Source organism: Bacillus sp. FSL H8-0547 (genome assembly GCA_038002745.1).
In the GTDB taxonomy this organism is placed as follows: Bacteria; Bacillota; Bacilli; order Bacillales; family Bacillaceae; genus Bacillus_P.
The window spans coordinates 1368107-1389124 of record JBBODD010000001.1 but is presented as its reverse complement, the minus strand read 5'-3'; the positions used below and the strand labels follow the sequence as shown (position 1 = coordinate 1389124).

The window sequence follows — 21018 nt, the reverse complement described above, 5'->3', positions numbered from 1 at the left end:
CTTTTTCATTATACCGATCCAGGTTGGGATTTTGGGCTATCAATTTTTCCAATTCATTTAAGGAGAAGGTAAAGCGAGTGAAAGGGGTTGTATCGTTTTGGCAGGAAAAATATCAGTAAATCCGGATCAGCTGGATGGGCTGGCAAATTCGTTTGTAAATAATCTTTCAGTTATTGAAGAGGAATATAAAAGGCTGCATTTGGAGCTTGCAAACTTAATTATGAGTGCGCCTCCAGAATATCAGCACTGTTTTTATCAGGTCGGAGATCCTTGGGCAACGGGGAATGCGTTATCGGATAAGCTGAGCAATCTTGAGTACGATATCCGGTCAACAGCTGGAAAGTTTGCAGAAGCGGATAATCTGATCGGGAAGCTTTATAAGCTTCATGAAAGTTATGGGGCGGTTACAGCGCTTGGGGCTCTGTCACTCAGGCAGGCAGCGTATTACGGAATTGGTTTGACTAAGTTTATTAAGAACGCTGACGGAATATACACATTTAAGCATATGGGAGCATTAAACAAAGTGTCAGACGTAATTGATAATTCGAAGTTCAGAAAACTTGCACGAGGGTATCTGCGGTTTTCGTTTATCTCCAAAAAATATAATGGCTATTCCTTTGCGGATTTGGTTCATAAAAAGTATGCGAAATATTTGCCTACAGATGCGGTGGATTTTGCAAACGATTCAAGGTCCTTCCTTAAAAATGTTAAAAATAAATCTGTAACTATGGATACCCTTAAATCGTTCGGAAAATCCAGCTTGAAGTTTGCTAAAATCAATGGTCCGATTACATTTGCAGTAACCGGTGTAACCTCCGGAGTAGGAATGGGACTGAAGATCTCAGAAAACTATGCAAAGTACGGAAACAATCCAGAAGTTTTAAAACGGGAGAATGCTAAAGCGGTTGGAAAAGCTGCTAACGACACGCTTGTAATAGGCGGTGCATCAGTTGCAGGAGCTGTTATTGGAGGAACACTGGGCAGTGTCATAGGACCTGCGGGAACCGTTATTGGCTCTGCTGCCGGCTCTTTCGTGGGAGGGGTTGTCGGTGAAAAACTGGCGAAGCATACCGCACCATATTTTGAGAAAGCTGCAGTTGCATTTAAGGAGCCAATCCATAACATGGTGGACGGTGCAAAAGGGGTATTTGAAAAAGCAGGTAAGGGCGTTGAAGCATTTAATAACGGTGTAGAATATGCCAATGAACAAATTAAAGAAACGTTTAAAGATCCCGTTAAGAAAATAAAAGAAGTTGGCGAGGGACTTTCCAAAGCGAAAGATACAGCGAAATCTCTTTTAGGCGGAGCATCAAACTTTGTTAAAGGAAAATTCTCATTTGGATAAGGAGACGACTATGGATAAAGTTAAAGTAAGCTTGGAAGAACTTATCTTTTCGTTTTACAGTGAAGGTCTGTATGAACAGGGAATCCAATTAAAAGATACTTTCTTCCCTGAACTTGGTGATCAGGAACTGCAGATGATACTTGAAATTGCATCAAGATCACTTATGGCAAAAGATATGATCAGAGAAGTTGATGGGCGCTACAAGCTGACAGAAGAGGCGGCAGAGTTCATTCACATTCTGAGCAGCGCCGATTATTCCGTGCAATTTTCCTGTTTCTCTTCAGATATGGAGAGGGAAGAAGCGTTGTCTGTTCATATGAAAAAACAGATTGGGTACGTTCATGAACTTTACTATGATCAGCAGGTGCATACTATTAGACGTCTTACAGAGGATGAGACCATTCAGCTGATAAGCAAGCGATTGTCTGAGAAGGAAATGCCTTCTGAAAGGGCAATCATTACAGAAATGTCGAATGAGGACCTTGAAAAAATTTTAGAGGAAGCAAGTCAAACAGCCCAGCTTTCGTCCGTCATCAGTAAATGGACTTCAGAACTTCAGCCAGAAGACATTCAGGCATTTGGAAGCTTCATGATTGATTTATCCGAGAGACAATCCAAGCTTAATACAATGATGCTGCTTTCATATGACAAGAACAATCAGCCTGATGTAGCTGACATCTGTTTTTCAATTCCGGGTAAGCAGAACGACTGGATTATTTCTAAAAATCAGGAAAATCGATTCAATTTAGAGCGCACAAGCAAAGTGTTCTTGGAAAGCTTCATTCCTTCCCCTATATTTAAAGTAAGCGCAAACGTCAGCTAGAAGGAGGAAGAAGATTGCTCAATTTCAGAGAATCCGGCAAGGAAATATACATCAAAGGAAGCAAGTTTTATTATGGCATCCTGGCAGCCTTCTTAGTAGGAGGTTTACTTGGAACAGGATATTTAATTATTGAGGGGCTGAAGTTCAGTTCGGCTTTCTCGTTTGTATGGATGATTGGAGGATTTATCTTTTTCCCTGTTTTTTGTTATCTGTTCCTGTGGTTCCTCCCTGGAATGATTCCCGGAAGAACACTGGTAACATTAACGCAAGGACCAGGAGGCTCTTTGCGTTCTAAAAAAGGAGATATCCCTTTTGAAGCAATAAAATTAATTGAATTGCGTCGGAATGGCCTGACGTTGGTAAACAGTATGTACATTGAAACCTTTGATGGAAAATCATTTCGAATTCCCACTTATGATCTGATTGATGATACTGATTTCTCTATCTTAGTAGATCAGTATATATATCCTTATATGAATCAGGATGCCAAAAAAGTTTGGGATCGACATGTGAACCTAAGCAAGCTGTTTGATGAAGTTGGATACGAGAGAAAAGCAGTGCAGTGATTAATTGAAAAAATTATCCGGCGTGGTCCTTCCCGTCAGCCTGGATATTTTACTGGCTTCTTCCTTGCCTCATATCCGGAAGAAGCCATTTTAAGTTGATAAGGATTTTAAAGCGACTAATCCTATAAATAAGAAACTTTACCCCTTTATGTCATTATGAAGAATGCTGAGGTGTACGATGAGAAACGATCACAGGTATGACCACGATCCAAATTACAATCGAAAAAAGAAGAAAAAGGATCTCCCGGGAGACGATGGCTGTATGCCGAGCTGCTTGGACATATTTCTTATCCCCCTGCAATTGGGAATATTGGGTTATCAGCTGTTAACTTTATCTTAATTTTAGAGGTGGGCTTTATGTCAAATAAGAAAAAGAACAACCAGGATCCTAATGATGCTGCCAGGGGCGGCTGCGTACTTCCCGGCTGCATAGACCTCTTTATCCTGCCTATTCAAATAGGTATATTAGGATATTACTTACAGTATTTCATTTAAAAATTAATCTTTCTTTACTCAGAAAGGGGCAAAAAAAAGTATGTCGAAAGAGATATCGATTAATCCAGCTGAAATGGAAAATCTGGCAAACGGATTTGTACATAAGATATCTGACTTGGAATTTGACTACAAAGACCTTCATCTAAGACTTGCGAATTTAATTATGAGTGCTCCTTATGAATACACTCACTGTTTTTCCAATGTAGGTGATACATGGCAAACTGGAAGTGAACTGGTTAACAGATTAAGTGAAATGGAGCAGGATATACGAAACACAGCTGAAAAGTTTGTGGAGCAAGATGACTATATTGGAAAGATGTACAATTTGTATGATAAGTATGGGACCCTTACTGCAATGGGAGCGCTGGTAAGTAATCAGGCTTTATATTATGGATTGGGACTTACAAGGTTTTTTAAAAAAGCAGACGGTTCGTTTGGGTTTAGACACGCAAATGAGCTTCTAAACCTGTCTAGAAATGTAGACGGATCTAAATACAGAAATGTGTTTAGGGGATATGTAAGTCCAACAAGTTTTTTTAGAGAGGATCTAAGAAATGCTCCATTTGCAGATTTGGTTCACAAAAAATATGCAAAATATTTACCGCAAGAGGTTATTGATCATCAAAAGAGTAGTAAAATAGCTCGAGATAGGTTATTGAGAGGAACTTTAAACAAAACGGAAATCAAAAACTTTCTCAGTACTAGCAAAACATTTGCAAGATCTAATGCGGGCCTGACTTTATTTGTAACTAGTGCTGTGGAGACATTAGGTATGGGTTTGAAAATATCTGAAAATTACGCTAAATACGGAGATAATCCAGCTGTTCTTAAACGTGAAAATGCTAAAGCTGTTGGGAATGCAATTAATAATACCTTAATGATTACTGGTTTTTCTGTTGGTGGTGCAGTAATAGGCGGTGCACTTTTAAGTGTTGCTGGACCTATGGGTACTGTAGCTGGAGGTGCGATAGGGTCGGCAGTAGGAGGTTTTGCAGGAGAGTATGTTGCCAAATTAACTGCAGGCTTCGCAGAGAGAACAGCAATTAAGTTTCAAGATTCAATTGACTCAGGAATAAGTACCGTAAAAGGTTTTTATACCTACGTTGGTGAAGTGAAAAATGACTTCGATGATGTTAAACATAATTTGAATGAAGAAATTAAACAAACATTAAAAGATCCTCTCGGTAAAGCAGAAGCGTTAAAGAACAGAGCTGAAGAAACTGCGAGTTCATTAGTCAAAGATGCAAAGGATTTTTTTGAAAAAAAACTTTCAGTCTTTTAAAGTGGTGTCTAAGTGGAATATATACTTTGCAAACACTTTCTGTCATTGTGTCAAGAAAGTTTAATTAACCATTTAAATATCTTTAAATATTAAGTTTGCATTCTATAATTCAAAGGGGAGAATTGTAAATTTGAATAAAAATGTGGAACAATATCAACCTATAAAAATCAAACCCTCTAATGGTTTGAGGATTTGGTCAGGTCTAGCTACAATAGGCGGAACTGCTGCCTGTGTATTTCTTATTATTCAAGGGTTAAAGTTCAATTCATCTTACTCTATTTTATACCTTGGTACAGGTCTCATGTTTTTACCATTCATGGCGAATCTGATGTTCTGGGGCCTTCCAGCTTATATCCCAGGTAAAATATTATTTGAGATTACTCGTGGGGAAAATGGCGTGATAAGATCAAACAACAAATCGGTTCCAATTAGAGAGATTAATGACATTGAGATGGTTCGAAATAACTTTACTTTATATAATAATATTCGAATTAGCACAACTCATGGAAAAACTGTTTATATCAAAACTTACAATGTTTTGATGGAATACTCCTTTGTAGAAGCGATTGATAACTATGCGTATCCTTATATGAATCCTTACGCCAAAGAAGTTTGGGACCGAAAAGTGGAAAATAATCAATATTTGAAAGATATGGATTATGTAAGGAAAAATCATAAAATCGACCAATAATACTTGAATTAGCGACCTGAATCAGGTCGCTTTGTTTAAATAAATAATGCGGGAGGATATGAACTTGCTCAATCTGGAAAAAAATCTTAACTCAATCCTCGTCAAAGGCTCCAAATTCATGTATGTCTGGATGCTACTTGCAACGTTCGGCGGTCTTGCAGTATGCATGTTTCTCATAGTGAATGGCTTAAAATTTGATTCGAAGTACTCGTTCTTCTACCTTGGAGGAGGCATAGTGCTGTCTCCTGTCTTTCTGTATCTGACAACTTGGTCGCTTCCCGGCTTTATACCAGGGAAGGTTCTTTTGAAATTGACTGAGGGTCCGAATGGGAGTGTGGAAAGTAAACATAAGAAAATCCCATTTACAAGTATAAAAAATATTCGCTTCGCAAGGAATCCCCTTAACCTGATCAATGACATTGTCATTGAAACGTATGATGGAAAGACCGCAAAAATCAGGACATACAATCAGCTTGATGATACTGACTTTGCTGTTTTAGTTGACCAATATATCTACCCATACATGAATCAGGATGCTAAAGCAGTATGGGACCGGCATGTAAATTTAAATCAGCTGTACATAGATGCAAAGTATGAAAGGAAAATGGAGTAACGTTTACAATGCAACTAGTACAAAGTGAAATAAGTTGATACCCGTAAGTATAATAGGCCATCTATCCTCTTGATAAATAGCGCAAAATCTTACCAGAATCCATTAACAGCAAAAAGGAGCTGCAGGGGATGTCTTCTCAAACATCAGATGTCATTAGAATAAGAGGTCCATTTCTCATGTATGTATGGATGTTTTTATTTGTATTTGGCGGATTAATATCTTGTGTTGTTCTAATATATAACGGATTAAAGTTTGAATCTAATTATGCTCTCATTTATTTGGGAGGCGGGCTAATGTTTTTGCCCTTCTTCGTTTACGAAGCGATATGGGCATTGCCGGGTTTTGTTCCTGGTAAGGTTTTATTTAGAATTTTCCCTGGCAGTAAAGGTAAAATTGTTTCAAAAAAAGCCGAAGTAGAATTTATTAACATAAAAAATATCGACTACAAAAGAAACCCCATTAATTTGTTTAACGAAATTTATGTGGAAACCTTTGATGAAAAAAGAATCAAGTTCAAAACATATAACCTTCTTCATGAAGTCAACTTTTATGACATTGTTGACGAACACGTCTACCCGCATATGGAGGAAAATGCAAGAAAAATATGGGATCGAAAAATTTCAAACGATCAAATTTTAAAGAGTATGGGTTACGAAAGAAGAAATCATGAGATATAAAAACTTCTACCAAAATGAGCTTAATCGATTGGTGGATGAAAATAAAATAGAAAGGAGGAGGCAGAAAAACCATGGTTTCAACATCTGCAATTAAAATTCGTCCGTTGAACTTTTTGAGGGTATGGTCAGGGCTTTTTACCATGGGGGGAACTGCCGCATGTGCCTTTCTTGCATGGCAAGGAATAAAGTTTAGTTCTGCTTACTCTCTAATTTATCTAGGCACAGGACTTTTCCTGTTTCCGTATTTTGCTAACATGGCGTTCTGGGGCCTTCCTGCATACATTCCCGGAAAAGTATTATTTGAGATTATTCCGGGTGAAGATGGGTTAGTAAAATATAAGAAAAATACAATTCCCATCAAAGAGATAAAAGAAATTGAGTTGGCCAGAAATATACTCACTTTATTTAACAATATTCGTATTACAACAACAAACGGAAAAACTCATTACATTAAAACCTATAACGTAATTAGTGAAATAACCTTCGTCAAAAACTTTGATAATTATGTTTTTCCGTATATGAATCCCCTTGCTAAAGAGGTTTGGAATCGAAAAATGGAAAACAGCCAGTTTTTAGAAGATGTGAGGTATGTAAGAAAAAATCATACAAGCTGAAAAATAAGCAGGCAAAACGTAAGGAGGAAAGTGCTGTGCACCATCATCCTGAATCAGAAGTGAAAATCAAACCCTCCACCTTCATGCGTGTTTGGTCAGGGCTGTTCACAATCGGCGGGACAGCCGTCTGCCTTTTCTTAATCTTCCAGGGGTTTCAGTTTAGCTCAGCCTATTCCATCTTGTATATTGGGGCAGGTGTGATCTTTCTTCCAATTATGAGCTATTTGACCTTCTGGGGTCTGCCTGGTTTTTTGCCCGGAAAAGTCCTCTTCAGCATATATCCTGGAAGAGACGGCACTCTTGCTTCAAAAAAATTCTCCATTAACCTATCTGACATACAGGATATTGATTTAGAGCGTAACCGGTTTACTTTATACAATAATGTAGCAGTGAAAACAACAAGCGGAAAAAAATATGTCATCAAAACTTACATTGTACTGAATGATTTTACCTTCTATGAAAGGATAGACGAATTTGTTTATCCCTATATGAATCTGGAAGCTAAAAAAACATGGGACCATAAGGTCAGCAATCACGATCTGCTGAAGAGTTTGAAGTTTGAACGGAAGCATGGTTTATAAGTATAATCTCTTTTTCATCCCCAAAAGGACGTTTACCTTCCAGTCAATATAATAGACGTCATTATCAGCCCCGTATTCTCCAATGCGGGGCTTTTTCACGTCTTAACGTAAAAAAACCTCTCCTGGATCACTCCGTCATCATCTTGTAACAAAACTGTTTTAATTGTCATAAAACTCTTTGAAATCTTCTGAAAATCCATTCGTTTCAGGCTTTTTTGAAGACGTTTTCGAAATTTGAAGCGGAAATACTGGAAAATCACGGAATCTTATTTCTACTATTATCCAAGTCATGTTTTAAGGGGCGTTTTAGAAGGTATATCCCAAGTAACAAAGCGATAAGGGCACGCCTCTATCGTCAATGAAAGGAGCTTGTTAGTCAGTGAGTATTCAAAAAAGTACGGACAGTTCCAGTTTGGCTGAAGTGATAGACCGGATTCTTGATAAAGGGATCGTCATTGATGCATTTGTCAGAGTGTCGCTTGTGGGAATCGAGATTTTAACAGTAGAAGCGAGGGTTGTCATCGCGAGTGTCGATACATGGCTTCGCTATGCAGAAGCTGTTGGTCTTCTTCGGGATGAAGTGGAGGAAGAGGGTCTTAAGAGCCAAAAGAATGAGCGAGGCAACCAGTCAGCTTTTACATTTTAATAGGAAAAACGATAAATCTATGGAGAAATGAGGATGAAACATGGCTAAAGAGACAAAAGAGAAAATGGAAAACCAGGAAGAAACGGAACAGCAGAATCAAAGCGAAGAGCAGGATGACAGGCAGCAGAATCAAATTAATATGGCGATTCTCGGCGGTGTCGTTGGAGCGGGAATCGGGCTGCTTTCAAGTCCTGAAACGAGCAAAAAAGTGTTCGGAAGCCTCAGCCAGTCCGAGATTGTAAGATCGGCAGGCAAGGAGCTCAGAAGAACAGCACAGGAAATTATTGCAGAACAGGCGATGGCAGCGCTTCGCCAGACGGCAACGGGATATTTGGACAAAGGCAACATTACGAGCCTTTTGGTCCCTAAGAAGAAGAGAGACAAAGAATCAAATTCAGAAAAGGATTCAGGCGGCGAGAATGAATTGAATTCTTCTCAATATAATGAGCTGAAAGAAGAGAACAAGAATATGAACGACCAGCTGCAGCGGATTGAAGAGATGCTGAATCAGCTGATAGAGGCCAAGAAATAGCAGTTTGCCCTGAAAGGGTGATGGCATGGATGACATGAAAAAAGCGCTTTTTAAGGCAGGCAAGAAAATCTTCGACAAGAGTCCCGAGCCTGTAAAAGAGAAGATAGAAGAAAAGGTAAAGGAAAAGGCGAAAGAAAAATTTGTCGAGGCTACAGAAGAAAAGCTGCAGGGGAAAATGAACGAAGCTTCGGAAAAGCTTGGCCGTGCCAAAGATGAGAATGCCGATAAAGTTCACGGCAAAGCTGAGGAAGCAAAGGAAAAAGTTCAGGATGTTCTTCTGTCTGTAAAAGATAAGCTCGGCAATGTGAAAGAAGCCGGTGATGAGTTTCAGAAAAAGATGTCTTCATCATCATCATCTGAAAAGAAAAAGGTTAAAGGGTATAACGATATCAAGAGCGCCCGGAAAATAAAGAGCTCGACTGACATTAAAAGCTCGGTGAAAATCAAGAGTTCCAATGATATTAAATCGTCTTCTAACGTCAGGACAATGGGTTCACAACCGAAAGGAGAATGAAGAATGGCTATTCAAAAAAGTACGGACAGTTCAAGTCTGGCAGAGGTTATTGACCGGATTCTCGACAAGGGGATTGTCATTGATGCGTTTGTCAGAGTGTCTGTCGTTGGAATTGAAATTCTGACTGTTGAAGCGCGCGTTGTCATCGCGAGTGTGGACACATGGCTTCGTTATGCAGAGGCTGTCGGCCTGCTGCGTGATGAGGTGGAAGAAAAAGGTCTTCCGTCCCAATCAAATGAGCGTGGCGCACAATTCAGCGTTTAATTATGATAGTCGGCATGGAGCCTGATGGCTCCTGCTTATTGCTAGGCAACGGCGGAACAATCGGAGGCGACTTTAGGTGTCTATAAAAGAGATTATGAAAAATGTGAATGATTTCTTCAGTGAGCATGTCGCACCGCCCCATAAAATTACCTCTGTTGAAGCAATGGACGAGGGGTGGCGGGTGACAGTTGAAGTGATAGAGGAAAAAGAGTACATGAAACGGTACGCAAAGGATGAAATGCTTGGAACCTATGATTGCCAGCTTGATAAAGAGAAAGAGGTTGTTTCTTTTAAAAGGCTTGATATCAGATACAGAAGTGCAATAGGAACCGAACAGTGAGGGTGCTTGGAGGGAAGATAAGATGACGGTCCTAAAAGAGAAAATGAAAAAAGATGCCAGAACCCTCATACAGGATGATGAGACGAAACGGATTCTCAAGAGGTCCCTTCATTACTTGAAATCGGGCTATTCCGTTCATTTTACGGGACCCTCCGGTGCAGGAAAAACCTCGCTTGCCCTGGCTCTTGCCAAAAAGAGAAAACGGCCGGTCATGCTTATGCACGGGAATCATGAATTAAACAACAAAGACTTAATTGGTGATTTTACGGGCTATACAAGTAAAAAAGTGGTGGATAATTATGTTAGGTCCGTTTATAAAAAGGACGAAAGTGTAAGCGAGATGTGGCGGGACGGAAGGCTTCTGGAAGCAGTTAAACACGGATATACGCTGGTTTATGATGAGTTTACGAGATCCAAGCCTACTACGAATAATATTTTTCTATCAATCTTAGAAGAAGGTGTACTGCCCTTATACGGTTCTAAATTGACCGACCCTTTTATAAAAGTCCACCCTGATTTTGCCGTCATTTTCACAAGCAATCCGGCTGAGTATGCAGGTGTTTATGATACTCAGGATGCTCTTCTTGACCGTCTCATCACGATTTTTATCGATTACAAGGATGTTGAGAGGGAAACGAAAATTGTCGCAGAGAAAACAGATGTGGATGAAGATGAAGCAAGAATAATAACAACTCTTGTTACGAATTTGCGGGATGCGTGCTCGAATCAGAAAAACAATGGTCCAAGCTTAAGAGCTTCAATCATGATTGCAAAGCTTGCATCAGAGCAGGACATTCCGATTGACGGGGAAGATTCAGATTTTCAAAGCTTATGCATCGATGTTCTGTGCCATCCGATCAGCAGGTGTCTTGATTCGGATAACAAACAGGAAGATGCAACCAGGCTGATTATAGATGAATGCAGCAAACTGTAGTGTGCAGAGGGAGTGTTTGATGATGAGTGAACAGGAAATGGGTATTTATCTTTTTTGCGGTATCCAATTAACAGAAGAGGAAGATTTCGGGAAAGCAGAGATTGAAGGAGAAGAAACAAACCTCTTTACAATCCGGTACAAAGACGCAGCAATGGTAGCAGCTGAAGTACCGATGAAAATCTTTCATCCAAACAGGCAGAATCTGATGATGCATCAGCAGACAGTTTCAAAGGTTATGGAAAAAAACGACACGGTTATTCCGATCAGCTTTGGGAATGTGTTCAAAACAGAAGACGATGTCAAAGTTCTTCTTGAAAACTTATACCCGCAGTTTGAAAAGCTCTTTCCTGCCATTAAAGGCAAGATAGAGGTCGGGTTAAAAGTCATCGGCAGCAAAGAGTGGCTTGAGGAAAAAGTGAACGAAAATCCGCAGGTTGGAAAAATGTCTTCTTCCGTGAAGGGCAAATCTGAGGCAGCAGGATACTACGAGCGCATCAAGCTTGGCGGCATTGCCCAGAAGGTGTTTGAAGATCTTCAGAATGAACTTAAGGCGGAAGTCTTCACACCTCTTCAAGAAGCATCAGAAGCCGCGAAAGCGAATGAGCCGACAGGTGAAACGATGCTCCTCAATGCGGCGTTTCTCATCGACCGCGACAAAGAGCAGCAATTTGATGAGAAAGTAAACGAAGCACATGAGAAATGGAAGGATAAAGTGAATTTCCATTACAGCGGTCCGTGGCCGGCTTATAACTTCGTTAATATCAGGTTAAAAGTGGAGGAGAGCTGATATGCTTCACAAATTGGTGGCAGCGCCAATTAACCTTGTGATTAAAATCGGGCAGAAGGTTCAGGAAGAAGCAGAAAAAGAATTGTACGATCTCCCGACGATCCAGCAGAAACTCATTCAGCTTCAAATGATGTTTGAGCTTGGCGAGATACCGGAAAAAGCGTATCAGGAAAAGGAAGATGAGCTTTTAACACGGTATGAAATAGCCAAACGAAGAGAGATGGAAGAGTGGGAGAAATTGACCAAACGGGGAAATGAGGGATAGCAGATGGACGATTTGATTTATTTATACGGGCTGATTCCTTCGGACGAGGCAGACCATCAATCGTTTCCATCTTTTAAGGGCTTTGATGGTGAGAAAAACATATATACCATCCCAGCTGGCGATGTCAGCGCAGTTGTTTGCAGACTGGATTCTGAGCAGTTTTCAGAAGAAGCCATAAAAGACAAAATCGACAATGATATGGAATGGCTGCAGGAAAAAGCGTTCCATCATCATGAAACGGTTACGGCACTTTATAAATCTTTTACAATCATTCCGCTTAAGTTCTGCACCATTTACAAGAGCGAAGAAAGCCTTAAGCAGACAATTGAGGCAAGCGGGCCTAAAATCAGCGAAACCCTGCAGTCGCTCAAAGGCAACGAGGAATGGAACGTAAAGATTTACAGTGATGACCCGGTGCTGAAAAAGAAGGTTGGCGAAACCCATCCTGCAGTAGAAGCAAAATTGCAGGAAATCAGCGTCTTGCCTAAAGGCAGGCAGTTTTTTGAAAAGAAGAAGATTGACAAGCTGATTGAGGATGAGCTGGAAAATGAGAAGAATCGAGTTTGTGAACAGCTGCATGAACAGCTGAAGCATTATGCCCTGCATGCAGCGATTAAAAAGAACTGGAACAAAGACGTTACAGGCTTGAAAGAGAATATGGCCTGGAACAGTGTTTTCCTCCTTCAGTCGGAGAAGGTGGAAACGTTCCTTGAAGAGATGAAACAGGCTGATGAAAAGCTCGGGGGAACCGGATGGAGAATTGAAGCAACCGGCCCGTGGCCAGCTTATCATTTTTCCAGTTTTTAAATGAAATGAGGGATTTTCCGGATGTCTCTTAGAGAGTCAGTTGAAAACAAAGATATCGCCCTTATTGATATATTGGATGTCATTTTGGACAAGGGTGTTGCTATCAAGGGAGACTTAATCATCTCGATAGCAGGCGTGGATCTGGTGTATCTGGATCTGAGGGTTTTGATTGCATCTGTTGAAACCCTTGTGCAATCAAAAGCGGGAAACCGCAAACCTGTCACAAGCGAACAATTTGACAGACAAAGGGAGGAATTAATCGATGCAACAGGCCAGCCAAACAAATGGTAGAATCCAGCTTGATCCTGACAATGCCGAGCACGGACTTGCCCAGCTGGTCATGACGGTGATTGAGCTTCTCAGGCAAATTGTCGAACGTCATGCGATGAGGCGGGTGGAGGGTGGAACGCTGACGGACGAGCAAATTGAAGATCTTGGAGTTGCCCTTATGAACCTTGAGGAAAAGATGGAAGAATTGAAAGAGGTCTTCGGCCTTGATGCCGAAGATTTGAATATAGATCTCGGCCCGTTAGGCAGCTTGCTTTAACGGCCACTGGAGGGACAAGCTATGGCAGTCCAAACGACTGGGCAATCGAGCTCAATTGTCGATGTGCTTGAAAAGATTTTAGACAAAGGAGTCGTCATCGCAGGTGATATTACCGTAGGAATCGCCGATGTCGAACTGCTTACCATCAAAATAAGACTGATTGTCGCTTCTGTCGATAAAGCGAAAGAAATCGGCATGGACTGGTGGGAGAACGATCCTTATCTCAGTTCCAAAGCGGAGAACAGCAACACTAAAGCGCTGGAAGAAGAAAACCGCAAACTGAACGAACGATTGGAGCTGCTTGAAAATCAGCTTGGCTCAAATCGTTTAAATACATCAAACCAACTAAAATAATCGGAGGGATTTACAATGGCAGAACAAAAATTAGACAATACACAGGCAGAAAGCAAGAAGGAAAATAAACAAACAGAAACGAATACACAGGAAAAATCATCAAGAAGAAGCATGCCGATTAAACGCACGGTTGCAGGAGGAATCCTAGGTGCGACAGTAGGCTACCTGGCAACACCTGAAAACGGAAAAAAACTATTATCCCAAATTGATACAGACGACTTAAAGAGCAAAGCAGCCGATTTTGGAAAAGCGGCAAAGGAAAAATCATTTAAAGGTGCATCAAGCTTAAAATCGTCTGCGGCTAATCTTTTCAAGAAGGATAAAAACCAATCGGATGATACAGAACAGGATGAATCACCATCAGCCGAATCAACGACTGAAGACTATGAAGCATTAAAGCAGGAAAATCAGACGCTTCAGGAACGTCTGCAGCAGCTGGAGGAAAAAATGAACCAGCTGACTCAGACAAGCTCTGAAGTTGAAGAAGATGATGAAGAAGAAGAAGAGGAAGAACAAAGCAAGAATAAATCGGGCAAATCAAAAGCGGCATCAGAAGATGATTCTGAGGACGACGATGAAATCGAAGAAGACGAAGAAGAAGAGGAAATGATGGACGACGGCAAAAATGAAGTGAAAAAACCGAGAAAGCCAGCGCGCAAGAAAGCAAAAACGGCAAAAGCTTCAAAAGCGAAAGATGAAAAAGAAGAGGACGATGAAGAGTCAGAAGATACTTCTCTAAGCAGTGACGACGACACTTCATCATAAACGGTGTGAAGAGGAGGAGATGTGGAAATGAGTACGGCAACAGCCTCATCCAAAGACAGTGTTCTTGAATTTTTTGTACAGGCCTCAAACAAGCACGGTTTTGCACTCGATATTACGCTCAATGTGAACGGCGCTGTTGTTTCGGGCACGATGATCTCAGCGAAAGAGTATTTTGACACGCTGAGCGAAACGTTCGAAGATGGAAGCGAAGTCGCACAAAATCTGAGCGAGCAGTTATCCCGGGCAAGTGAATCCATTGAAGAAAACGGAAGCGGGGAAGCTCATTTCATTCACTTGAAAAACACGAAAGTGTACATCGGTGACAGCAAATCCACCCCTTCAAAAGGCCAGATCATCTGGCGCGGCAAGCTGAACGAAGTGAATGGATTCTTCCTCGGGAAAATATCAGATGCGAAGCCGGCAGCTAAAAAAGCGGAATAACGCCACACATGAAAACCGGAAGAGACTCTTCCGGTTTTTTCTGCTGTCTATTTTGCCCAAGGGGCTGATTTAAGCACGCTTGGAAATAGTTTTAATGGAACAGGATCCGCTAAAAGGACTTCTTTTTTTATCATAACTCCATCTAAGCCTCAAGTCTTACCTCCCGTACATTCACCGGCCAATAGAAAAATAGGCGGGGATGCTGTATAGTAAAAAGAAAGGCCTTTTTTTCCAGTTTACTGGCACAGGACTGAAACCCCGCATGTGCTACATACGTATAAACAGGCAGAATTTTTATGTTAGGAGTCGATTGATGATGAATCCGTTTGTGGCATTCAGTGTCCGGATGATGGCTGCGCTACCTGCTGCAGGGACAGCGGGAACAGTCAGCCTGATCGGATTTGATCAGCCCTTAATAGCAGCGGCCGCCTATTCCGTTGCAGGCGGAGCTTCCGCCTATTCAATTGCTTCTGTGACGATGAAGTCACGTTTTTTAAAGAAAAATGCTCTTACCCGCAAAGACTATAAATACATTAAAAAGCAGCTCGAGGAAGCATCACCCAAGATGGCGCGCCTTCAGAAGACCCTTTTGACGATCAGGCATCTTCCATCTTTAAAAGAGCGTGCAGAACTGGTCCGTGTAGCGAGAAGAATCGTTGCCCTGACAAAAAGAGAGCCGCGCCGTTTTTATCAGGCGGAGAAGTTTTATTTCTCACACCTTGATTCAGCCGTACAGCTAAGTGAGAAATATGCCTTTTTATCGTCTCAGCCAAAAAGAAATTTCGAGCTTGAGAAATCTCTCAATGAGACCCGCAGGACGCTCTCTGACTTAAAACGGCTGATTGAACAGGATCTCTTCAATATGGTGCAGGATGATCTGGATGATCTGAATCTTGAGATTGACGTTGCCAGGCACTCGATTCAATCTAACAAGGATAAAAAATCTCTTGATGAAAAGTGGAAAATGTAATGAATCACGACCTTTTTAAAGAGCGTGAAAACCTTCTCCAGGCTGAAGAAAACGAGAAGGTTCTTCACCTTGTCAATCAGCTCAGCCCAAAGAACCACGCCATGCTAGTATCATTCGGTCTCCCTGCTCAATCCAAGCTCCTTGCTTTTTCAAACACCATGCTTGATCAGGTGCAGCGCAAAGATATTGGACAGATCGGAGACACGCTGGATGAGTTCATTAAAAGCCTGAGTGATGTCAATCCGGAGGATCTCATGCAGGATGAGACCTCTTTTTTCGGCAGGCTGTTCGGCAGAAAAAACCCCTCTGTGCAGGAAGTGCTGTCAAGATTTCATAAAGCAGGCGTACAGATTGACCGAATCAGTGTCAGGCTTGAACGCAGCAAAAACGTTCTTCTCTCAGATATCGTCATGCTCGACAGGCTCTATGAGACGAATAAAGAATATTTTCACTCTCTGAATACCTACATCGAAGCAGCAGAAATAAAACTTCGCGAATTGCACAACGAGACAATACCCGCCCTGAAAAAAGCAAATGAAGGCTATAACGACCCGATGAAGCGGCAGGAGGAAGAGGACCTGCTGCAATTTGCAGACCAGCTGGACCAAAGACTTTACGACTTGAAAGTCAGCAGAGAGCTTACCATTCAAAGTGCACCGCAGATCCGCATGATTCAACAAACAAACCAGAAGCTCGCTGAAAAAATTCAGTCATCCCTTATGACTGCCATTCCTCTTTGGAAAAACCAAGTAACTATAGCCCTTACACTGCTGAGGCAAAAACATGCTGCCGATGCCGGCAAAACAATGACCCGGTCTGCGAATGATCTTTTCCAAAAACAGACCTCCACGCTTGGGAGAAACCAGTTTGACCTGCAGACTTTGAAGGAAATACAGGAAAATCTGCAAATGGCCATCAAAGAAACACTTACCATTCACAAGGACGGGAAACATACACGGGAAGAAACCGAAGCAGCCTTACTGGACATAGATCAGAAAAAACTCCAGGCATAAAAAACAGGAATCGGATGGTCCGGTTCCTTTTTTTTATAGCTATACGAGGTCGTTAAGGGAACAAACGGGAAAGGAGGGACAGTCGGCTCCGATTTTCTCATTGTCCAGCTCCATCGCTCAATTCCTCTGCCAGAACGGAACCGTCGGCAAAGGCAAAAAGCGCCTTTACCGCCGTTTCCTTATCTGACTCCCGGAGCTAACCGAGCGATTCCGCTTTTCGCGGTGTCCAGCTCCATCACTCAACTCCTCTGTCAGAACGGAACCATCGGCAAAGGCAAAAAGCGCCTTTACCGCCGTTTCCTTATCTGACTCCCGGAGCTAACCGAGCGATTCCGCTTTTCTTGGTGTCCAGCTCCATCGCCCAACTCCTCAGTCGGAACAAAATCCCCCGAAAAGGCAAGTTCGGCCTTTCCGTGTGATTTCTTATCCGCCGATCGGAGCTAAACGGGCGATTCCGCTTTTCTTGGTGTCCAGCTCCATCAGCCAACTCCTCCGTCAGAACAAAATCGCCCAAAAAGGCAAACCCGGCCTTTCTGGACGATTTCTTTTCTGCCTGTCGGAGCTAAACGGCTGATTCCGCTTTTCTGATCAAAATCCATCCTCAGCCGCAAACGGTATATTCAATCTGTTTTCGACTGCTCTCAGGCGCTGGTTCAGGCGGTTTAGTCTTCTTGTGTGGCGTTCGACAACTTGGTTCAGTCTTGTGACTTCCTGGTTTGTCTGGTTGAGTTCGCGGCGGAGGTTGCGGATCTCCTGATTCTGACGGTTTATTTCTCTGGACTGCTGCTCGTTTTGTCTTTCAAGCTGGTTAATTCTTCTTTCGAGTGACTGAAATTGCTGCGGCTGGCGGTCAGGGTCCAATTGATCCTGCTGAAACTGATCTTGCTGAAACTGATCCTGCTGGAATTGAGGCTGATAGGGATTGTATTGATAGTTCATGTAATAGTCGGTTTGCTGAGGCACGTAGCCTTGATAAAAATGGTATGGGTTCATAGGTTGAAGTCTCCTTTATGGTAGTGAATCCTTCATTAGCCTATGCGGCTCTGCCCATGTTGACAGGGCGACTGCCCAATTGCACAGAAAAAAGCCATGGGCTCAGGCTTCAAGCTCATGGCGTACTTCTGAATATGAATCGTAGTGGGACTGAATAATCTCTTCATCTGAGTGAGGGATTTCCATACCTTTGACGATTTGGGCTCCGTTTATGCAGCCGCTGGTGAGAAGGATAATATCGTCCGGTTCTCCAGCTGCAAGTGATGCTATAACGCCTTCTTTGCGGGTAAGCGCTACTTTAATATTCGGTGATTTTGGTTCGGAAAATCCCTTCATCACCTGATCAATAATGACTTGCGGATCGTGATGTCCCGGGTGGTCAACAGTGACGATCACTTCATCCGCATGCCCTTCAATGGCAGCAGCCATTTTCGGCATTTTGTTGAAATCCCTGATGCCAATTCCTGCAATCATGACGATCAGACGGTTGTACTTCATTTTTTTGACCTCTTCCACAAGCCGTGTCAGCGCAACCGGCGTATGGGCATAGTCGAGAATGATTTTCCTGTTGTCTGGCCCTGTGATGACTTGAAAACGGCCTTCGGGGCTTTCGAGCATTGGAAGGACCTGAAGAATATCCGTTATTTTGTATCCGAAAAGCAGGGCAGTTCCAACGGCAGAAAGAGCATTGGCGATATTATAGGTGCCAAACACCGGCACAGCTGCATGGTGGCGCTGGCCCTTGTATATCAATGTGAACGAGCTGCCTACATCTGAAAACGATATGTCATCTGCGCACAAATCAGCGCCGCTTCCCGGTACGAGACTGTACGTAATCTTCCGTCCCAGAAATGTTTCTGCAAGTTCTGCGCCCATTTCCATATCGTCAATGTTGATGACGGCTGTTTTAGATTGTTTAAAAAGAGCAAGCTTGCACTTTTTATAATGATCCATCGTTTTATGGTACTCCAGGTGCTCTTCAGAAAAATTGGTGAGGATGGCTGCATCAAACTCCATGCCGTGAACCCTTTTCTGGTCTGTTGCTATGGAGGATACTTCCATCACCGCCGCTTTGTCTCCGAGCTCAAGGAGGTCATGGAAAATTTGGTGAAGATCGGTTGATTCAGGTGTAGTAGGCGTGCTTTTTTTATAAGAAAGCTTATGGGTTGAAGCCCATATGCCTGTTGTTCCTATCGAACCGGCAGGAAGACCGAGCAAAGTCAGCAATGAGCGGACATAGGCAGCAACTGTTGTTTTTCCATTTGTTCCTGTAACTCCGACGGTTTTCAGTTTTTCGTCTGAAAAGCCATAAAACATCTTTGCAAACTGTGCCATCGTCTCGCGGACATTGTCTGAAAGTAGAAAGGTATGCTCCGGGTATTTTCTGCTCAGCAATTCAAGCTTTTCACGGCTTGTTCCGACTACAGCTGAAGCACCTCGCTCGATGGCCTCATCGATATATTGGTGCCCGTCATGCTCGCCGCCGACAATGCTGAAGAAAAGTCCCCCGGGCTTGACTTGCTTAGAGTGAAAGGACAGGCTTGTGATTTCCTGTGAGGCTTGTCCGAAAATCTGTTTAAACGCCACGTTTTCCAGATCATTAAACTGTATGTTCATGTAGGTTCCTCATTTATGATTCCAGATTTGTATTCGTTTTTTTATTTTCCAATACAAGCGCTCTTCCTATACTTAAAATTTCCGGCTGTCAGTATCCTTTTTTGTAATCGACTAAATTAACAGAAGGGACGCGATCTGACAGGTAGGTTTTCAAGTTTGGAATCAGGATGTTCTCTGTAAGGCGCTCGTTGTAAAACTCCGTTGATCCGGAGGTGTGGGGGGTGATAATGACATTCTCAAACTCCCACAATGGACTTTTTACCCCGAGCGGCTCGTGTTCAAACACATCAAGACCTGCTCCTGCAATTTCATTTTCCTCAAGAGCCCGTATAAGCGCTGCTTCCTCAACCACTTCACCGCGGCCGATATTGATGAAGTAAGCAGAAGGCTTCATCTGTTTAAATTGTTCGTATGTAAAAAGGCGTTCTGTTTTCGGCGTCAGAGGCACGGTCACAGCTACATAATCACATCTTGGCAGAATGGTGTTCAGGTCAGCTTGAGTGTACATCTCATCCACAAAATCTGCGGGTCTGCCTGAATGCCGCACGCCAAGAACAGTCATTCCGAAAGCTTTTGCAATCTTGGCTGTTTCCTGCCCGATTGCGCCAACTCCAATCACACCAAGTGTTTTGCCGTGTATTTCAAGCTTCATGTTCTCATGGTGCCATTTTTTTTCGCTTTGATTGCGTACGTAGGCATGAATTTTCCTTGTTAATCCGAGCATAAGAGCGAAAATGGTTTCGGAAATGGGGTTTGCATGGACGCCGTTTGCGCTTGTTAGAAGCACTTCCTTCTTTTCCAAAGCTTGAAGCGGCATGCTGTTGACACCGGCGCTCCATGACTGTACCCAGCGCAATTTGGATGATTCATGGAGGCACGTTTCCTCCATTCCTTTTTTCCAGCCGGCAATAATCTCAGCGTCAGCGAGATGAGTCCTCCAAACAGACTCATCCCGTCCGGCGGTTACCTCCCAGCCTGCAGCAAGCTCCCTGATTTCATTTAGATGGTTCTCCTGCAAATCTTGTGTGATAATCATTTTTCTTTTAGACATCGTCATTCCTCCCTCTCTGAATGTATTTATCTTAACAGAATTTTTTGTTTTTTATTTCTTGCTTTTCTCGTTAGGAATGTGAAAAACTGGGTAAATAAACCTGTAGATATATGCTTAGCGGTATCGAACTATTTTTCAAGGGGTGGACTTGCCTGCTATGAAAATTCTTCAAGAACGGTTTTACCCGAGTGCCAGAAGGGTGTTGGCGCTTGCAGGGGAAAAGGAAGATGCCCCGGAGTACCTTGTCGGCTATGATGTAGATGGGAATCAGGTGTTTCACGTCCAAAGTCCTGAAGGCTACTCGTTTCTTTATTTATGTTCTCATACGGCGGCCGAAGCAGCTGTCGTATGCGGATATAAGGAGGCAGATGCCTACGGATGCTGGCCGGACTATTATTTTGCAGTGGATCATGAAAGTGGAAAGCTCAACCGGATATGCAAGGCGAGATAATGATGAACCCCGCTGCTTAAGGTGAGGTTCTTTTTTTTTG

Annotated in this window: 29 protein-coding genes; 26 read left to right on the top strand and 3 right to left on the bottom strand. The window is 42.4% G+C overall.

What is annotated here, in order from left to right; genetic code table 11:
- Nucleotides 1-97: 97 nt before the first annotated feature.
- From MHB63_06730 to MHB63_06610, 25 genes are all read left to right on the top strand, one after another.
- Nucleotides 98-1345, top strand: coding sequence for a hypothetical protein (locus MHB63_06730; GenBank protein MEK3806276.1), 1248 nt, complete (start codon nt 98-100; stop codon nt 1343-1345).
- Between the two features lie 10 nt (nt 1346-1355).
- The gene (locus MHB63_06725; GenBank protein ID MEK3806275.1) at nt 1356-2168 is read left to right on the top strand and encodes a hypothetical protein; all 813 of its coding nucleotides are present in this window, start codon (nt 1356-1358) and stop codon (nt 2166-2168) included.
- Between the two features lie 14 nt (nt 2169-2182).
- Nucleotides 2183-2734 carry a DUF5381 family protein gene (locus tag MHB63_06720; GenBank protein ID MEK3806274.1) on the top strand — a complete coding sequence of 184 codons (552 nt, stop codon included), beginning with the start codon at nt 2183-2185 and terminating at the stop codon, nt 2732-2734.
- Between the two features lie 535 nt (nt 2735-3269).
- A complete protein-coding gene (locus MHB63_06715; protein MEK3806273.1) occupies nt 3270-4511 on the top strand; it encodes a hypothetical protein in 1242 nt (413 codons plus the stop codon).
- 130 nt (nt 4512-4641) lie between these two features.
- Nucleotides 4642-5202, top strand: a complete 561-nt coding sequence (locus MHB63_06710) for a DUF5381 family protein (protein MEK3806272.1) — start codon at nt 4642-4644, stop codon at nt 5200-5202.
- A 58-nt stretch (nt 5203-5260) separates the two neighbouring features.
- Nucleotides 5261-5815 carry a DUF5381 family protein gene (locus MHB63_06705; protein MEK3806271.1) on the top strand — a complete coding sequence of 185 codons (555 nt, stop codon included), beginning with the start codon at nt 5261-5263 and terminating at the stop codon, nt 5813-5815.
- Between the two features lie 128 nt (nt 5816-5943).
- The gene (locus MHB63_06700) at nt 5944-6492 is read left to right on the top strand and encodes a DUF5381 family protein (GenBank protein ID MEK3806270.1); all 549 of its coding nucleotides are present in this window, start codon (nt 5944-5946) and stop codon (nt 6490-6492) included.
- 71 nt (nt 6493-6563) lie between these two features.
- Nucleotides 6564-7106: a DUF5381 family protein gene (locus MHB63_06695; GenBank protein ID MEK3806269.1), complete on the top strand. Its 543-nt coding sequence runs from the start codon at nt 6564-6566 to the stop codon at nt 7104-7106.
- A gap of 35 nt (nt 7107-7141) precedes the next feature.
- Nucleotides 7142-7687 (top strand): DUF5381 family protein, encoded by a 546-nt coding sequence (locus MHB63_06690; GenBank protein MEK3806268.1) that lies wholly within the window; start codon nt 7142-7144, stop codon nt 7685-7687.
- A gap of 379 nt (nt 7688-8066) precedes the next feature.
- Nucleotides 8067-8333: a gas vesicle structural protein GvpA gene (gvpA, locus tag MHB63_06685; protein ID MEK3806267.1), complete on the top strand. Its 267-nt coding sequence runs from the start codon at nt 8067-8069 to the stop codon at nt 8331-8333.
- A gap of 40 nt (nt 8334-8373) precedes the next feature.
- The gene (locus tag MHB63_06680; protein MEK3806266.1) at nt 8374-8865 is read left to right on the top strand and encodes a YtxH domain-containing protein; all 492 of its coding nucleotides are present in this window, start codon (nt 8374-8376) and stop codon (nt 8863-8865) included.
- A 25-nt stretch (nt 8866-8890) separates the two neighbouring features.
- A complete protein-coding gene (gvpQ, locus tag MHB63_06675) occupies nt 8891-9379 on the top strand; it encodes a gas vesicle protein GvpQ (protein MEK3806265.1) in 489 nt (162 codons plus the stop codon).
- A 3-nt stretch (nt 9380-9382) separates the two neighbouring features.
- Entirely contained in the window at nt 9383-9643 is a 261-nt protein-coding gene (gvpJ, locus tag MHB63_06670; GenBank protein MEK3806264.1) for a gas vesicle protein GvpJ, read from the top strand.
- Between the two features lie 76 nt (nt 9644-9719).
- Entirely contained in the window at nt 9720-9983 is a 264-nt protein-coding gene (gvpO, locus tag MHB63_06665) for a gas vesicle protein GvpO (protein MEK3806263.1), read from the top strand.
- A gap of 22 nt (nt 9984-10005) precedes the next feature.
- Nucleotides 10006-10917 (top strand): gas vesicle protein GvpN, encoded by a 912-nt coding sequence (gvpN, locus tag MHB63_06660; GenBank protein ID MEK3806262.1) that lies wholly within the window; start codon nt 10006-10008, stop codon nt 10915-10917.
- A gap of 19 nt (nt 10918-10936) precedes the next feature.
- Nucleotides 10937-11704, top strand: a complete 768-nt coding sequence (locus tag MHB63_06655; protein ID MEK3806261.1) for a GvpL/GvpF family gas vesicle protein — start codon at nt 10937-10939, stop codon at nt 11702-11704.
- A 1-nt stretch (nt 11705) separates the two neighbouring features.
- Nucleotides 11706-11969 carry a gas vesicle protein GvpG gene (locus tag MHB63_06650; GenBank protein MEK3806260.1) on the top strand — a complete coding sequence of 88 codons (264 nt, stop codon included), beginning with the start codon at nt 11706-11708 and terminating at the stop codon, nt 11967-11969.
- A 3-nt stretch (nt 11970-11972) separates the two neighbouring features.
- A complete protein-coding gene (locus MHB63_06645; GenBank protein MEK3806259.1) occupies nt 11973-12776 on the top strand; it encodes a GvpL/GvpF family gas vesicle protein in 804 nt (267 codons plus the stop codon).
- Nucleotides 12777-12797: 21 nt separating this feature from the next.
- Nucleotides 12798-13067: a gas vesicle protein gene (locus tag MHB63_06640; protein ID MEK3806258.1), complete on the top strand. Its 270-nt coding sequence runs from the start codon at nt 12798-12800 to the stop codon at nt 13065-13067.
- Nucleotides 13039-13323, top strand: a complete 285-nt coding sequence (locus MHB63_06635) for a gas vesicle protein K (protein MEK3806257.1) — start codon at nt 13039-13041, stop codon at nt 13321-13323. Before MHB63_06640 ends, MHB63_06635 begins: the two co-directional genes overlap by 29 nt.
- A gap of 21 nt (nt 13324-13344) precedes the next feature.
- Nucleotides 13345-13677, top strand: a complete 333-nt coding sequence (locus MHB63_06630; GenBank protein MEK3806256.1) for a gas vesicle protein — start codon at nt 13345-13347, stop codon at nt 13675-13677.
- Between the two features lie 15 nt (nt 13678-13692).
- Nucleotides 13693-14442, top strand: a complete 750-nt coding sequence (locus MHB63_06625) for a YtxH domain-containing protein (protein ID MEK3806255.1) — start codon at nt 13693-13695, stop codon at nt 14440-14442.
- Between the two features lie 27 nt (nt 14443-14469).
- Nucleotides 14470-14883: a gas vesicle accessory protein GvpU gene (gvpU, locus tag MHB63_06620; GenBank protein ID MEK3806254.1), complete on the top strand. Its 414-nt coding sequence runs from the start codon at nt 14470-14472 to the stop codon at nt 14881-14883.
- 313 nt (nt 14884-15196) lie between these two features.
- Nucleotides 15197-15853 carry a 5-bromo-4-chloroindolyl phosphate hydrolysis family protein gene (locus tag MHB63_06615; GenBank protein MEK3806253.1) on the top strand — a complete coding sequence of 219 codons (657 nt, stop codon included), beginning with the start codon at nt 15197-15199 and terminating at the stop codon, nt 15851-15853.
- Nucleotides 15853-16866 carry a toxic anion resistance protein gene (locus tag MHB63_06610; protein MEK3806252.1) on the top strand — a complete coding sequence of 338 codons (1014 nt, stop codon included), beginning with the start codon at nt 15853-15855 and terminating at the stop codon, nt 16864-16866. Before MHB63_06615 ends, MHB63_06610 begins: the two co-directional genes overlap by 1 nt.
- Before the next feature lie 588 nt (nt 16867-17454).
- Here the strand turns inward: MHB63_06610 and MHB63_06605 are convergent.
- The 3 genes from MHB63_06605 to MHB63_06595 all read right to left on the bottom strand — a co-directional run bounded on the left by MHB63_06605 (nt 17455) and on the right by MHB63_06595 (nt 20527).
- Entirely contained in the window at nt 17455-17859 is a 405-nt protein-coding gene (locus MHB63_06605; protein MEK3806251.1) for a hypothetical protein, read from the bottom strand.
- Nucleotides 17860-17961: 102 nt separating this feature from the next.
- Nucleotides 17962-19476 carry a UDP-N-acetylmuramoyl-L-alanyl-D-glutamate--2,6-diaminopimelate ligase gene (locus tag MHB63_06600; GenBank protein MEK3806250.1) on the bottom strand — a complete coding sequence of 505 codons (1515 nt, stop codon included), beginning with the start codon at nt 19474-19476 and terminating at the stop codon, nt 17962-17964.
- A gap of 88 nt (nt 19477-19564) precedes the next feature.
- The gene (locus MHB63_06595; protein ID MEK3806249.1) at nt 19565-20527 is read right to left on the bottom strand and encodes a D-2-hydroxyacid dehydrogenase; all 963 of its coding nucleotides are present in this window, start codon (nt 20525-20527) and stop codon (nt 19565-19567) included.
- 157 nt (nt 20528-20684) lie between these two features.
- On the opposite strand from MHB63_06595, the gene MHB63_06590 reads away from it, so the two are divergent.
- Nucleotides 20685-20978: a hypothetical protein gene (locus MHB63_06590; protein ID MEK3806248.1), complete on the top strand. Its 294-nt coding sequence runs from the start codon at nt 20685-20687 to the stop codon at nt 20976-20978.
- Nucleotides 20979-21018: the final 40 nt, after the last annotated feature.